This is a genomic window from Proteiniphilum sp. (assembly GCF_040307845.1).
In the GTDB taxonomy this organism is placed as follows: Bacteria; Bacteroidota; Bacteroidia; order Bacteroidales; family Dysgonomonadaceae; genus Proteiniphilum.
In genome coordinates this window covers 25,148-39,797 of sequence record NZ_JAWRIS010000016.1, presented here as the reverse complement: position 1 = coordinate 39,797, position 14,650 = coordinate 25,148, and the positions used below count along the sequence as shown (strand labels likewise).

17 protein-coding genes are annotated in these 14,650 nt (G+C 42.8%); 8 read left to right on the top strand and 9 right to left on the bottom strand.

Going from position 1 to position 14,650, the window contains the following annotated elements; all coding sequences use genetic code 11:
- Window positions 1-106: 106 nt before the first annotated feature.
- The 5 genes from ABV001_RS03415 to ABV001_RS03395 all read right to left on the bottom strand — a co-directional run bounded on the left by ABV001_RS03415 (window position 107) and on the right by ABV001_RS03395 (window position 6,560).
- The gene (locus ABV001_RS03415; RefSeq protein ID WP_352421524.1) at window positions 107-1,453 is read right to left on the bottom strand and encodes a HAMP domain-containing sensor histidine kinase; all 1,347 of its coding nucleotides are present in this window, start codon (window positions 1,451-1,453) and stop codon (window positions 107-109) included.
- Window positions 1,450-2,136, bottom strand: coding sequence for a response regulator transcription factor (locus ABV001_RS03410; RefSeq protein WP_352421523.1), 687 nt, complete (start codon window positions 2,134-2,136; stop codon window positions 1,450-1,452). The genes ABV001_RS03415 and ABV001_RS03410 overlap by 4 nt, the downstream gene beginning before the upstream one ends.
- Before the next feature lie 1,283 nt (window positions 2,137-3,419).
- A complete protein-coding gene (locus ABV001_RS03405; protein ID WP_352421605.1) occupies window positions 3,420-3,761 on the bottom strand; it encodes a DMT family transporter in 342 nt (113 codons plus the stop codon).
- 353 nt (window positions 3,762-4,114) lie between these two features.
- Window positions 4,115-5,362 (bottom strand): ABC transporter permease, encoded by a 1,248-nt coding sequence (locus ABV001_RS03400; RefSeq protein WP_352421522.1) that lies wholly within the window; start codon window positions 5,360-5,362, stop codon window positions 4,115-4,117.
- Window positions 5,325-6,560 carry a pyridoxal phosphate-dependent aminotransferase gene (locus tag ABV001_RS03395; protein WP_352421521.1) on the bottom strand — a complete coding sequence of 412 codons (1,236 nt, stop codon included), beginning with the start codon at window positions 6,558-6,560 and terminating at the stop codon, window positions 5,325-5,327. The genes ABV001_RS03400 and ABV001_RS03395 overlap by 38 nt, the downstream gene beginning before the upstream one ends.
- 248 nt (window positions 6,561-6,808) lie before the next feature.
- Between ABV001_RS03395 and ABV001_RS03390 the strand changes: the two genes are divergently transcribed.
- Complete coding sequence (locus tag ABV001_RS03390) at window positions 6,809-7,606, top strand: glycoside hydrolase family 16 protein (protein ID WP_352421520.1); 798 nt, start codon at window positions 6,809-6,811, stop codon at window positions 7,604-7,606.
- Window positions 7,607-7,684: 78 nt separating this feature from the next.
- Here the strand turns inward: ABV001_RS03390 and queF are convergent, their stop codons facing one another.
- The 3 genes from queF to ABV001_RS03375 all read right to left on the bottom strand — a co-directional run bounded on the left by queF (window position 7,685) and on the right by ABV001_RS03375 (window position 9,677).
- Window positions 7,685-8,143 carry a preQ(1) synthase gene (gene queF, locus ABV001_RS03385; protein ID WP_352421519.1) on the bottom strand — a complete coding sequence of 153 codons (459 nt, stop codon included), beginning with the start codon at window positions 8,141-8,143 and terminating at the stop codon, window positions 7,685-7,687.
- 11 nt (window positions 8,144-8,154) lie between these two features.
- On the bottom strand, window positions 8,155-8,829 hold the full coding sequence (gene queC, locus ABV001_RS03380; RefSeq protein ID WP_352421604.1) for a 7-cyano-7-deazaguanine synthase QueC: 675 nt from the start codon (window positions 8,827-8,829) through the stop codon (window positions 8,155-8,157).
- 215 nt (window positions 8,830-9,044) lie between these two features.
- Entirely contained in the window at window positions 9,045-9,677 is a 633-nt protein-coding gene (locus ABV001_RS03375; RefSeq protein ID WP_352421518.1) for a DUF6266 family protein, read from the bottom strand.
- A gap of 490 nt (window positions 9,678-10,167) precedes the next feature.
- Here ABV001_RS03375 and ABV001_RS03370 point away from each other — a divergent pair, with 490 nt between their 5' ends.
- Complete coding sequence (locus ABV001_RS03370) at window positions 10,168-10,599, top strand: hypothetical protein (protein ID WP_352421517.1); 432 nt, start codon at window positions 10,168-10,170, stop codon at window positions 10,597-10,599.
- Between the two features lie 172 nt (window positions 10,600-10,771).
- On the opposite strand, the gene ABV001_RS03365 is transcribed toward ABV001_RS03370, so the two are convergent.
- Window positions 10,772-11,014 carry a hypothetical protein gene (locus tag ABV001_RS03365; RefSeq protein ID WP_352421516.1) on the bottom strand — a complete coding sequence of 81 codons (243 nt, stop codon included), beginning with the start codon at window positions 11,012-11,014 and terminating at the stop codon, window positions 10,772-10,774.
- A gap of 154 nt (window positions 11,015-11,168) precedes the next feature.
- Between ABV001_RS03365 and ABV001_RS03360 the strand changes: the two genes are divergently transcribed.
- From ABV001_RS03360 to pstS, 6 genes are all read left to right on the top strand, one after another.
- A complete protein-coding gene (locus ABV001_RS03360) occupies window positions 11,169-11,333 on the top strand; it encodes a hypothetical protein (protein ID WP_352421515.1) in 165 nt (54 codons plus the stop codon).
- 41 nt (window positions 11,334-11,374) lie between these two features.
- Window positions 11,375-11,746, top strand: coding sequence for a hypothetical protein (locus tag ABV001_RS03355; protein ID WP_352421514.1), 372 nt, complete (start codon window positions 11,375-11,377; stop codon window positions 11,744-11,746).
- Window positions 11,747-12,216: 470 nt separating this feature from the next.
- Window positions 12,217-12,522, top strand: a complete 306-nt coding sequence (locus ABV001_RS03350) for a hypothetical protein (protein WP_352421513.1) — start codon at window positions 12,217-12,219, stop codon at window positions 12,520-12,522.
- Window positions 12,440-12,916 (top strand): hypothetical protein, encoded by a 477-nt coding sequence (locus ABV001_RS03345; protein ID WP_352421609.1) that lies wholly within the window; start codon window positions 12,440-12,442, stop codon window positions 12,914-12,916. Before ABV001_RS03350 ends, ABV001_RS03345 begins: the two co-directional genes overlap by 83 nt.
- Window positions 12,906-13,061 carry a hypothetical protein gene (locus ABV001_RS17275; RefSeq protein WP_502929834.1) on the top strand — a complete coding sequence of 52 codons (156 nt, stop codon included), beginning with the start codon at window positions 12,906-12,908 and terminating at the stop codon, window positions 13,059-13,061. The genes ABV001_RS03345 and ABV001_RS17275 overlap by 11 nt, the downstream gene beginning before the upstream one ends.
- Before the next feature lie 499 nt (window positions 13,062-13,560).
- Window positions 13,561-14,622, top strand: coding sequence for a phosphate ABC transporter substrate-binding protein PstS (pstS, locus tag ABV001_RS03335; RefSeq protein ID WP_352421512.1), 1,062 nt, complete (start codon window positions 13,561-13,563; stop codon window positions 14,620-14,622).
- The last annotated feature ends 28 nt before the right edge of the window (window positions 14,623-14,650 follow it).

Here is a 14,650-nt window from a genome sequence, read left to right as displayed (position 1 = left end):
TTACCTTTGCGATCTATGTGACCCATGTGGTCCATGCGATCTGAAAATTTCCGGCAAAGGTAGATTTCCGAAATTAGAAGCCCATTAAAGAGAGATTAGAATTAGATTAGAAACTATTTTTCCAGATGATCAAGATGGTTGTGCCCATGTTTTCGGAGGAAGTAATTTCCATGACGGCTCCCGAAAGCGTTAATATTTTATGCGCGAGTGATAACCCGATTCCCGCCCCTTTGTAACCATAGGTGTTCCGTCCCCGATAAAAAGTATCGAAAATTTTTTCCTTTTCATCGGAAGGTATGCCTATTCCCTTGTCGCTGACTGTGATCTGAAATCCCGATTTGATTTTGAAGGCTCTGACAGTAACGGTTTCCTCGGAGTATTTACAAGCGTTGTCTATGATATTTTGCAACGCTACAAACAGCAGGTGGTTATTGGATTTGATATAAAAGGGGGTATTATCTTTTACGAACGAAATACGTCCCTTATATTTCGAATATTCAAAATGTTGCACCACGGATTGAAGTTCGTCCGCCAGGTTGAGTTGTTCACTTTCCGATTCCGAAATATCCAGATCGGTCTGTGCCAATTGGAACAGGTTGTTCACCAGTATGTTTAACCGCTCTATCTCGCTCTCTATCCGGCTGAGGGAGGTTTTGTATTCGTCGGGAGTAAAATCCTTGAGCTGCATCACCTCGCACTCTCCCATAATGGCTGTGAGCGGGTTCTTCAGTTCATGCGAAGCGTTGGCGATAAATGTTTTTTGTGAGTTGAAGCTTATTTCCAGCCGTTCTATCATCTGGTTGAAATAATTGATGGTTTGCGCCAGTTCGTCGTTTCCTTTCCTTTTTGCCAGACGGAGGTGCAGGGCATTGGAGGTTATTTCCTGCATGCGGTTGACCATTTCCTGCAAAGGTTTGGTAATTATCTTGGCATTCCACCAGAGTAATCCGAAAATAATGACACTGCTTATGACTAAAATGAGGATCAGTATTTTCTTCAAAGAGCTTATTAAATACTCTCCCTGGAGATTTCTGGCAGTAACTATGATAATGAAATTACCTTCGTTATCAGGATAATATATGCCGACCCCGCTTTGGTTATCCAGCTCGAATTTTACCTGATAATTCTGGAACAGGCCCTTCACTTGCCGATCGGTAAGAAAGGTCTCAAGTTCCTTTGTGGCCTGCTGCCGGTCATTGGCAATGATCACCCTCTCAGATGTTTCGGGCAATAGGCTTTGGTAGGCGTCGATAATTTTTTGATAAGCATGTTGATTTAGTTCGTCTTTCTCAAAATGCTTCTGGGCTGTGATCAATGCTTTGTCGAATAAGAGGGTGTAGTAATTATTGTCTATATTTTTTGATGTGAGCAGATAAACAAAAATAAATACGATTACCAGTATTCCTACCGTAATGGATGTGTATAACAGGGCCAATTTGGTTTTTATCTTCATTCCTCTTTCAAAATATATCCCAAGCCGATCACGGTATGGATTAATTTGGATGTCCCTTCGGGTTGAATCTTATTCCGGATGTAGTTGACATACACGTCCACAATATTGGTATTGGTATCGAAATTCATATCCCATACATTTTCAAGTAAAGTCCGACGGGAAAGCACCCTGTTTGGATTTTGCATGAAAAACTCAAGCAGTAGATATTCTTTCGCGGTAAGATGAATTGTTTTTCCATCTCTTATAGCTTGTTTTGTATGTATGTTCAGTGTCAAATCGGAAAATTGTAAAAAATCATCATTTTGTTTTTCCGGGTTTATGCCCGATCGTCGTAATAATGCTTTGATCCGGGCCTCCAGTTCAGCCAGTTTAAATGGCTTTGTGATATAATCATCGGCACCTGAGTTAAGTCCCTTTACAATATCTTCGGTGGTTGACAAGGCGGTAAGCAGAATGATGGGAGTGGCATAACCAAACTTTTGCCGGTATGCCTTGCAAAGCTCCAGACCCGACATGAACGGCATCATGATATCGACGATAATCAAATCGAAAGCGACAGTCTGCAGCTTTTCCCACGCCTGCAAGCCATCACCACATACTTCGGTTTCATATCCGCTTATATTTAATCCTCGTTCTACAAACGAACTGATATTTTGTTCATCTTCAATAATTAAAATCTTCATCGGAAAATATAGCTATACAACAAATGCCTCCCCGTTACATAAAAAAAGAGACCGACTCATATAAATGAGACAGTCCCTTTGTATATGGTAGGAGTTCAAATTGTTCTGTACTGAACGGTGCAGAAACTGAAAATGTGTTCAATTGCCGAGGAAAATCTCAAGTTCTGTAGATACTCGAACCGTCTTCTTTCAAAGCCAATTTTACCATTTCTACAGGGGCTTATACTTCAGAATGCGGATACTTCAAAAAACGTCTGAAACAGTGTTTGAAGCTGTTAAAGCAGCTCTAAGAAGTCTCGTATATCATTCAATTCGATAACATTTCATCGTTTGATATATAATTTTTTCCGGATTGTGAAGCAGAATCAGTCATACGTATGTAATCTTGTTTTCAACCCTTGAAATTCTTACCATCACTGTTTTTCCTTTTGGGAAAATGACGATGTAGTAAAAAATCAACGTTTGAGATTGGATTTTCATCCCTATTCCCTGAATTTACAGACTCTTGCATCTGTCTCCGGTATGCAGGCTTGCCCGTGAAGGTTTACCCTTTCCACCAAAGTAGCGTACAAAAGCAGTCACAAATTCTGCCAATGCCTGAAGATGGATCATTCGCCTGAGTCGGTCGCTATTTTGCAATCACGTCCTCACATATACAGGTAAACTGCTATCAAGGGGATCACATAACGAAAAACTTCCGGTTCATCCGATAGAAACATTGAATGTCTCACACTTCTTGAACAAAGAGAAAAAACAAACGGATTTGCCGATCTCTTGAATGAAACTCTTCCCGTTGTGTACAAAATGTCAATGAACTCCTATGTATGTCTTATGTACGAAATTCGTACTTTTTATCTCTCGTTGTTGTCCTGCAAATATAACATATCCGCCAAATAAATTGCAAATATTTTTGGCCGTTTTTATGAACAACTTCTGAACAGGTTATCAACAGGTTATGAACAATAGTCTCTATACCAGTGCTGGAACGGGTTGGAGAGTGGATAAGTGGACAAGTGCTTAAGTGGTTAAGTGGTTAAGTGCCTAAGTGGACAAGTGGATAAGTGGACAAGTGCTTAAGTGGTTAAGTGCTTAAGTGGTTAAGTGCCTAAGTGGTTAAGTGCCTAAGTGGACAAGTGCTTAAGTGGTTAAGTGCTTAAGTGGTTAAGTGCCTAAGTGGACAAGTGGATAAGTGGACAAGTGCCTAAGTGCCTAAGTGGTTAAGTGACAGAAAAGTGATTTGGGAGACAAGGAGAGTAGGAAACTGGAAAGATTTAGTTTTAGTTTCAATGATGAGTTGAAGTGAATTGTAGTCCTACGATGGAGATAATCAGCGTGCTGAGAAAAAAAATCCTCCAGAAAGTGACCGGTTCCCTGAAGACAAGAATACCCAGGATAACTGTCCCTACGGCACCGATACCTGCCCATACAGCATAGGCGGTTCCGGTGGATATGGAATGGGGACCACCCATCGATTTGAACAGTAAAAACATACTCAGGCTCACGCTGGCAAGAAATATGACGAGCCATAACCACATCTCTTTACCGGATGTCTGTTGCATTTTTCCCAGGCTCATCGCAAAAATCGATTCAAATAAGCCTCCAATAATCAGGATTATCCAATTAATGCTCATAATTATATTATTAATATTTGACGTCAAAGATAATGATATGCCTGTTAATATCCGACATCTTATTGATATTTGAGATGAAAACCTATATATATTGTAGAATATAATTTTTAAAGAGAATAAAATTATGAGAACTGTTCAATTGAATGACCAAAAGTACCGTTAGCGGAGAATTCGTTAGAGAATATTTTCTCATTCCTGAAATGGCAGCCATAGAGCCTTTGTTATTAGAGCGGCAAGAACAATTCCGGTCGCTTGTAGTAAGAAAAAATTATAAAGTCGTTTATTACATTCAAAATACTACCGTATTCATTACCGATATATGGAATTGCCGTCAAGATCCTGATAATTTACTCAAACCGGATGGACTTGGCGGGAGTGATCCTGGCGACCAGGTAAGAGGGGCCGATCATCATCAGTAATGACACGATAAGTGTACCGATATTAAGGAGAATAACATACAGTGGGTTGAGGTCTACCGGTACGGCTGAGAGATAGTAAGTGGCCGGATCGAGTTTCAGTAATTGGAATTTGTTCTGGATAAGACAAAAAGCCAGCGCGATGATATTTCCCCATACCATCCCCTGTCCGATAAGAAAAGTGGAAAGATACAAGAAAACCTTACGGATACTGATATCCCTGGCTCCCATCGACTTGAGCATACCGATCATATTGGTACGTTCAAGGATGATGATAAGCAGGCCGGAGATCATGGTGAACCCCGAAACGACCAACATAAGGATGGTAATGACCCACACATTCATGTCAAGCAGATTGAGCCAGTTGAATATCATAGGGTTTATATCTTTGATGGAACGGGTGTAAAGGGTATTGCCAAGGCGGTCTTTGTGGGATGCCATATCGAAGAAAAGATCCTGTGCGACCCTGTCGAGATTATCGTAATCGCGTACCAGTACTTCTATTCCGCTCACCATATCACTATCCCATCCATTGAGGGAAGAGAGCACATTACTCCCTACAATCACATAGAGTTTGTCATAATCCTCAAAATTAGTACTGTAAATACCGCTGATTTGAAACCGGCGGGCACGGACGGGTTCCTGTACAAAATAGCAGGTGAAGTTGTCCCCTATCTTTAGTCGTAGTTTATCGGCTATATTTTTTGAGACAATAGCTTGGTTAACCCCGCTTGTATCATTGGCTTGAAGAATGGTTCCTTCCACCATGTTCTTTCTGAAAAATTCCCAGTCATATTTTTCCGATACCCCTTTCAATACTACCCCCAGGAAATTATCATCGGTTTTGATAATACCCGGCTTGGTGATGAATTCCTGGAAATGACGGATATTGGGGTTGGCAGTAAGTATAGCCGCAAGTGTATCGGAAAAGGAGATAGGGGAGTGTTCGTAGGATGAGCTGCTCTCAAAGGCGGTGATCTGGATGTGGGAACCGAAACCCACCACCTTGGCACGCACCTCTTTTTTGAATCCGACAATGATACATACAGCCACAATCATCACTGCCAGACCCAGTGCAATACCGGCAATGGCAATTTTGATGGCAGGCGAAGAAACCCGTTTATCGTTCTTTTTATCGCCTTTATAAATTCGCTTCGCTATGAAGAGCTCCGCATTCATGTTTGTGGGTATGTGGATATGCTTCCAGTGCCTTCTCGAGCACTGTGAGCGCTTTGTTTAAATCGTCTTTATTGAGGACATAGGCGATACGTACCTCGTTCTTACCAAGACCGGGGGTAACGTAAAAACCGGAGGCCGGCGCCATGAAGATGGTCTGCCCCTGATAACGGAAGTCGGAGAGGCACCAGGCACAGAACGCATCGGCATCATCGAGGGGAAGACGTGCCAGGGTATAGAAGGCACCCTGCGGCATCGGGGAATAAACGCCGGGGATATTGTTCAGCCTCTCTATAAGAAAGTCGCGGCGACTCTTGTATTCTTCAAAATTATGTTGCATATATCCGCCATTTTCCTGTAACGACGCATTGGCGGCAATTTGTCCTATAAGGGGGGGGCTCAGTCGAGCCTGGCAGAACTTCATCACGGTATCGTGCACTTTCCGGTTTTTGGTGATGAGTGCACCAATTCGGATGCCGCATTCACTATATCGCTTGGATACCGAGTCGATCAGCACCACATTTTCTTCCACATCTTTCAGGTGACAAGCGGAGATATAGGGTGTGTCGTTGTAGATAAATTCGCGGTACACTTCATCAGAAAAGAGGTATAGGTCATATTTCCTGACAAGTTGCCTTATCTGTTCCATTTCATGGGGTGTATAGACATACCCCGTGGGGTTATTGGGGTTACAGATGAGGATCCCTTTGGTACGTTTGTTGATCAGCTTCTCAAATTCCTCTACCGGCGGGAGGGCAAACCCCGATTCCATCGTCGAGGGTATGGTGCGTATGATGGCACCGGCGGAAATGGCAAAGGCCATATAATTGGCATAAGCCGGTTCGGGAACGATGATCTCGTCATCCGGGTTGAGACACGCCATGAAGGCATACAATACCGCTTCCGACCCGCCCGCGGTAACGATGATCTCTTCGGGTGTGAGGTGGATATTAAATTCCCTGTAATAATGAACCAGATTCTCGCGATAAAATCGGTACCCGTCACTGGGACTATATTCTAACGTAGTACGGTCGATATTGCGGATGGCATTTAGCGCCGATACGGGGGAAGGAAGATCGGGCTGACCGATATTGAGGTGATATACCTTAACTCCCTCTGCTTTGGCTGCATCGGAGAGTGGTGCCAGTTTTCGTATGGGTGAAGGGGGCATCTGAACGCCCCTTTGGGATATGTGCGGCATAGTGTTCGCGTTGATTGTAACCTTTGTAAAATCTTTTTTTCCTTATATGAATAGATACGGGGCAAAGATAGTAAAAAAAAGTGGAATGGTGGAAAAGTGGAAAAGTGGAAGGGCGGAAAAGTGGAATGGTGGGGAGACTTGGGAAGTTTACAGGCCTTTCGAATGATTAACACTTATTATTGGGGTAGGGTTATATACTGTAAAAAGGATTATATGTAAGTTTGCTCCCTGAAATTAAAAAAGAAAAAATGACACGTAACACAATCTTAGTAGTGATTCTTACGCTTGTGGCGGGATTGGCGGCATGTACGGGACAAAAAAGCGATCCCGATAAATTCAGAAAAGGATGGACTCTTGCATGGGAAGATGATTTTAATGATGAAACAGGGCTGGCTGCCTGGTCAAAGATATCCAGGGGTAAACAACACATGAGCCGTTATATGAGCGACAATGATGCACTCTATGTTCTGGAAGACGGACTCCTGGTACTCCGGGGAGTAGAGAATATTGCGGATGGGGCAGAAGTCCCGTTTCTTACGGGGGGCATCACCCGTAAGGGAGTGAGCCGGCATAGTGTGAACAGGATTGAAGTGAGGGCCCGCATGAATCCGGTAGGGGGAGCTGTGCCGTTTATATCATTGCAACCGTCGGATGGTACCGAAAATATGGCCATTGACATCATGGAACGGTATGGGTATGATGAATTCCTGTATCAGTCGGTCACTTCGCAGTATACTACCACTGAGGGGATGCCTGATAATCCTCCATCCAGCGCATTGGTCGGAGTGAATCCCACCCAATTCCATACTTATGGGGTGGAGACTTACCCCGACAGCATCGTATTTTTTGTGGACAATAACCGTACGAAGAAATACCCACGCATATTGACTGACATTCCCGGACAGTTCCCGTTCAATGAGTTGGATTTGGATCTGTTTATCGGTATCCGGCTCAATAAGGATACTGACTCTACAGAACTTCCGGTAGATATGTTTATCGACTGGGTACGTTATTATGAACCGGAGACAGCCGATACCGCACAATAAGCATGGCGGAAGCAACTTCTAATAAGGGCATTCATGGGTGAGGCGATATAATGCCGGGATCATTGAATGCCCGTTTTTTTATAGAGGAAAAGAGTGATTGGAGAGGCGCTCTTCCGCCAGTTTCTCGTACTTCGTCCCTTCTTTTCCATAATTGGCATAGGGGTAGATGCTGATTCCACCGCGAGGAGTAAATATACCGGTTACCTCGATATATTTGGGGTCCATTAGCCGGATCAGGTCTTTCATGATGATATTTACACAATCTTCATGAAAGGCGCCGTGATTACGGAAACTGAACAGATAGAGCTTGAGGCTTTTGCTTTCTACCATTTTCACGTCGGGTATATAATCGATACGGATAGTCGCGAAGTCAGGTTGTCCCGTGATAGGGCAGAGGCTGGTAAATTCGGGACAATCGAATGTAACCCAATAGTCATTTCCGGGATGCTTGTTCTCGAACGCTTCCAATACTTCAGGAGCGTAATCCTGTCTATATTCTGTTTTGCCACCCAGGTGGCTGAGTCCTTCGTGTGCCATAGCTGTTGTTATTACCGGTTGTTTTCCCGTTCTGCTAAATAATCCTGTAATCCTTTGTTACGCAGCTTACAAGCGGGACAATGTCCGCACCCTTCGACCAGAATACCATTATAACAGGTGAGGGTTTCATTTTTTACAATATCAAAAACGCCCAGATCATCTGCCAACCGCCACACCTCTTTTTTGTTGCGCCACATAAGTGGCGTATGGATCACGAACTGTGTGTCCATAGCGAGGTTGAGTGTGGCATTGGCCGAACGGATAAAAGTGTCGCGGCAATCGGGATAGCCGCTGTAGTCGGCTTCCGATACCCCTGTCACCAGATGCTTGATCCCTTTCGCATAGGCGATAGTTGCGGCAAAAGTGAGGAATAGCAGGTTCCTGCCCGGCACAAAAGTATTCGGATAGGAGCCGGCCGGTTGCTCTTCGTCCATCTCTATGGAGAAATTGGTCAACGAGTTAGGTGCCAATCGGGAAATGATACTTGCATCCAGTATTTGGAATGGGGCGCCGGCCATTTCTGCAATCCGACGTGCATTTTCTACTTCCTGGGAATGGCGTTGTCCGTAGGAGAAGCAAAGTGCGTAAGTATTCCTGAAATGCTGTTTTGCCCAATAAAGGCAGGTTGTGGAGTCCTGTCCGCCCGAGAAGAGCACCAGGGCATCTTGTTCTTTATAATCTTTCATCATTACTTTGTTTTTTATGTGGTTTCCTAAGCTACACAGAAAAGCGGCAAATGCTATTACCGTCGCAACTTTTCACTGCAAAAGTAATAAAAATATTTCGCGATGCTATCTATAAGGTGGAGCAATAGAGCATACTGAGGTAAAGGAGAGATTATATATACTTTCTTTTGGAATAACAGACCGGGATATAGTACCCATTCAATTCATTATTACTCCTAGGGATACAAGCCCATATGCACACTGTCCGATACCTCCGATCCATCGGCAGTTTTAAATGCCAGGTAAACTTCTATCGCATCGGCCTTCCAGTTTGACTGTAAGGGCAAAATGGCTTTCATGTTTGCTCTTTTCGCCGCATTGAGGTCATACACCGCTTTACGCTTTACGGGATTGTAGACAAGTGCCATGGCTATATCGTCGGGCCTGGCGTCTGTTGATGGGTTGGCCTCCCAGCTAATCTGTAACCCATCTTCCACAATTTCGACATGTGCGCCGGATGCGGTACTTAGCGGCCCCACGGAGACACGCGCATTCGAATAATCCAACACCACCTCCCGGTGTTCCACTTTTACGGCATGTTTCATGTTGTAAGACATGGCTGCATTGAACGCCGTCATCCGGTCATCGGTGTGGGACTGGAAGCCAATCCTGAGAAATGGCGTAATGGTGCGCAGAAAATCCATAGTGATCGAGAACCTGCTTCGTTGTTTAACCTGCTCTTTTGTTTTCGCGTCATGGTATTTCGCCGGGCGGCTCCTCACGTATTCTATACCCTTCCATGATGAGAGAATAACATCGCCCACTTTGCCGGAGACGCCTCCGTGTATTCCATTTTTTAACCTGCCCATAGTATACTTCTGTTTTTCATTATTATAGCTGATAAAATTACCTGTTTACGATGAAATAAACAAGTTTTCGGCTAATATTTCGCCGTACTTGACTCTTTATCGACTCTTGTTTAATTCTTATCAAATTCTTGTTTATAAGTCTTTGATAAGACTTTGGTAAGACTTTGATAAGACTTTGATAAGACTTTGATAAGACTTTGATAAGACTTTGTCCTTGACCAAAACATATTTTACATCTTATAGAGAAACTGTACTATTGCCAAAGTTTACATAAAAAATACAATTAGTTGAAAAACGGTGCAGCGTTTTCCTATTGTATGCGTCTTAACAATATGCACCTTTTACATTCGATATGTAGAATCAAGTTTGTAGTCGAAATTGACAGATAGTCGAAATTGACAAATAAATGAAGTGTTATAAGGCTTGGATGCTATTTTCCCTTTTATTTATTTCCTGGACATCCGAAATCAATGGTCAGGAAATAAAAGATATGCTCAAAGAACAATTACGAAAGTCGCTTATAACCCCTGAAACACCTATGCAACACCAACAACATCAGATAGAACCCCAAAGGCATCATGGGGAAGTATTGAAAGTCTCTCCTTTTACCAAACTACCCACAAAATTCGACAGAATCATTACAAACGCAAAAGAGAAAGGAGTGGCAACGAATATGCTGAATATTCCAACCAGGATGCATATCATCCCTACAAATTCGCCACCTATTAATATGCGCATGGTTGGTTCGACGGAGGTGCTGATAGGACAACCGAAAAATGTTCCTATTATCAAAGGACTGCATCCTGCACCGAAGATGCTGGTTGTGCCAAGCGGGATGAACTTTGATCCGACCTATGCGAGGGAAGAAAGGCGAAAAGAAAGGACAGATCGGTTGATAAAAGCCTATAATAATGATTGGTGAACTTGTAGAAAACCGTATCTTTGCACCTCATACAAGTCCTTCTTCAATACGCATTCAAGCAAGCAAGAATGAATATTATAATCTATTATCCAAATCATCATATCGAATGTAAACAAACTTCAATATGTTTTTAAACTCAATTATTATGAAACCATTAAAATTATCTTCTCTTTTATTTTTCCTGTCGGTATTGATGTTTTTCTCCTGTTCCAAGGACGAACCTAATCTTCCGAAGATAGAACCAGGCAGCTTTGATGGAGATATCGGGCGAGCCGGCTATTATGGCGTAAGGAACTTTGAATGGGATGAAAGAATAGTAACAACCTATTTTGATGGTATGAATTACCAATTCCAGTTTATAACAAATCAGGATCTGGGCGTTAGCAGTAGTACCTTTGATTATGACATAAAACATAGACTAACCGTTAATTTGACAGATCCTTTAGGTTGTCCACTCTTTTCTTGCTTTTGAAACTTACGGTGGAATAAAGAATTATTCCAAAAACTGGATAAGCGTAGAGCAGTTTGAATTTTTTGGAGATAAGAAAAACACAAACTTCTACACTACGGTGAAAGAAAAACAGTTTATTGAAGTGGAAATATTGTCCGTGGATTATTTGGAGTTGGAAATTCCGTCCTTCACGGTAAAAATCAAAGGATACCTGTATGATATCGATAACAGGCAAGACAGCATTTTGATTGACGCCAAAATTATGACACAGGCATCCTATTAAATATTGAATGTTTTCATGCAATTGCCGTACTCTTGGATAAAGTGCAAAAATCGCTCCCGATCAATGATGAAGCAGCCCGGAAACTAAAACAGAAAGGATTTATCGAAGGACGAAAACCAAACTACTTTATTTCGGCGCAGATAGCAGGCATAACAGAGAAAAAAGCCCAGTACACACGCAACAAGGGATTGGATACGGAAATCCTCAAATCATTTATACTAAAGCATATTGACATACATGGCTATGCCACCAGAAAAGAAATTGACGAGTTATTAATGGACAAGATGCCCGATTACTTGGATGAAAGACAACGTAAAAAGAGAATCGATAATATTATACAGAAAATGAGAGATGACACCATTGTAAATCTTGGAACTCGTAATATTCCTAAATGGGTAATAAAAAAAGATTAAGAGATAAAGTAGGAAAGGAATTCAGTGAATTAAGGAAAGGGGTAATTGTTAGTTGCTGATAATCAAAAGTATATGATTTTCTATTAAGGAAAGGATTAGGAAAGGAATTCAGTAATTTTAGGAAAGGAAATATGTGCAAATATTTGGTATTCAGGCCGTATTTATATTGATATTATTGAGTAAATAAGAGAAGGGTTAGGGAAGAAATACAGCATCTATTTTTCCTGATATCTTCCGCCGACAATTTGCATAAATAATGAGGATTAGATTATTGATTGTACTTGTGACGATAGCAGGTGCGTTGAATGCGCAGACATACGCGTTGAAAGGGAAGATAGCGGATGATTTTCAAAACCCTATCGATCAGGTGGGATACGTACTGCAAAGCCTGACCTACCGGATATACCATCCTGATCGACGGGAAACCATCCACCCTCTCGAATGCGGAGATTATCCGTGCCCTTCAATCGATGCCGGCGTCGAGGGTGGCCGATATCGAGATCATGTACAGTGCTCCGCCGCAATACAATGTACGGGGTGCTGCCGTCAATATAGTGCTGAACCACGATGAACAGTCGGATGAAGCGCCCTTGCAGGGAGAACTGGCCACGGAGTATCGGCAGGGGCATTATCCCGGTTATGGCGTCCGTTCCAATATCCTCTATAACCGTCCGTCCTTTACAATGGATTTGAATGTGGGGTACCGACCTGGCACGAAGAAAGGGAGGAAACAGTGCCACCGCCACCTTCCTGCAGAATGGCGATTTGTACAGTGACAGGGTGTCGAGGGCGGACAAGAAGATCAATACCGGCCTTCACAACGTGCGGTTGGATTATACCTCATCAAAAAATCTCTCTGCCGGTGTGGATTATACTTTTTATAACGATCCGACCGATGAGGTATACCGTGATTTTGATGGGACACGGCAGGAGGAGTTGACCGGATACAAGACATTCAGCCGGCAGCATATTCATAGAGTTTTGGGCTATGTCAACCATTCCGAGAATCTGGGAGAGGGATGGAACCTGTTCGTCCGATATAGAGTATCCGCCCTATTGGGCGTTGAGCAACAACGGCTTCCGATTGAACGCCTATTCCGTCCTGCTGGGAAACCCGTCGTTGAAGTTTGCCCGCAAATACAACACCCAACTGGTGTATGTGCTCAATAACAGATATACGGTAGTGGCGTATAACAATTATACGCCCGATTATATTTCACAGATGCCCTACCAGTCTTCCGAAAGGCTTGAGAACAGGTTCCAGATGGTTAACCTCGATTACCGGAATACAGTATTATACAGCCTTGGAGAATAAATTGGAAGTCATCATAACTCGAAGCAAGAAAGACTTTAAAACAGCAAGAATACCCGTTTTAACAGCGAAAGAGTATTTGAACAGATAAATTAGGGATAAAATCGATTACTTTTAGGGATAAAAGGTAGATATTATTGATAATCAATAGTCTGTGGTATTTTGATTAGAGATAAAATAAGAATAAATATGATAAGAAGTTACACAATTTATTTTATACAATGCAATATAAATTGCACCTTTAGGTATATATTTTTATTGATGAGATACAATATATCGAGGATTGGGAACGCTTTGTGAATTCTCACTCACAGGATTTTGCAGAACCACAAAATACCGACGAACGAAGGGATTGAGCATGTTTCAGCATGGAATTTGGATAAGATATTACATAAATAGCTCTTTTTCTACTTAACAAATATGTAACATTTTTGTAACCATATTGTAACATCAGTATCGTACTTTTGTATAAAAATATCCGAAAGAGGACAATTTTATATTGATGCAACGATTATCTCAGCTTTTATTTCTACTTGTTCTTCTCATATCCTGTAACAACAATTCCGCCCCTGTGGAAAAAAACGGCTCAGGAATATCTTTATCGGGTGCAGGTGCTACTTTTCCCTATCCTTATTATAATATCGTTTTTCGTGATTACATGCGGTTGAACGGTGGAATAAAAATAAGCTATGGCGCCATTGGAAGTGGCGGAGGGATCCGCAGCCTGCGTGACCGGTCGGTGGACTTTGGCGCCAGCGATGCTTTTCTGAATAGTAAAGAGATTACGTCGATGAACGCGGAAGTGCTTCATATAGCTACCTGTATGGGGGGGGTGGTGATGGCTTATTCACTCGAAGGGGTGGACAGCCTCCGGTTGACGGGACCTCTCGTGGCAGATATCTATCTGGGAAATATTAAAAAATGGAACGATCCGAGACTCCGGGCTATTAACCCCGGCGCCTCACTACCTGATCTGGATATCACCCCTGTATACCGGTCGGACGGTAGCGGTACCACCTATAATTTTTCGGAATACTTGTCGATGGTGAGCCCGGATTGGGACAGCGTGATGGGAAAAGGAAAAGCCCTGAAATGGGAGGCGGGTATTGCGGCGAAAGGGAATCCCGGAGTAGCCGGTATTGTACAGCAGACTGAAGGTGCCATCGGATATATCGGCTCTGAATATGCGCTTACGCTGAAACTCCCGGTGGCCAAACTCAGAAACAAAGCGGGCAATTATGTAGATGCCACACTTGAGACCATCTCGGCTGCCGCTAACGTGATGCTGCCTGATGATATGCGGGCGACCATCATTAACTCAGATGATCCCAATGCATATCCCATCAGCCTTTTTACCTGGATATTGGTGTATAAGGATCAACAATATGGTAACCGCACGAAAAGAGAGGCGGAAGCACTCGTAAACCTGTTGAACTACGTGATCAGTGACGGGGGGCAAAACGTGGCTGCACAGATAAATTATGCTCCTCTTTCTGCTCAGGCGGTGGAAAAGACAAGAAAGTTGATTGAGGAGATTCATTATGGGGAAGAAGTAATAATGTGACAATTTTCTTAGGAACGAGGGCAGAGGC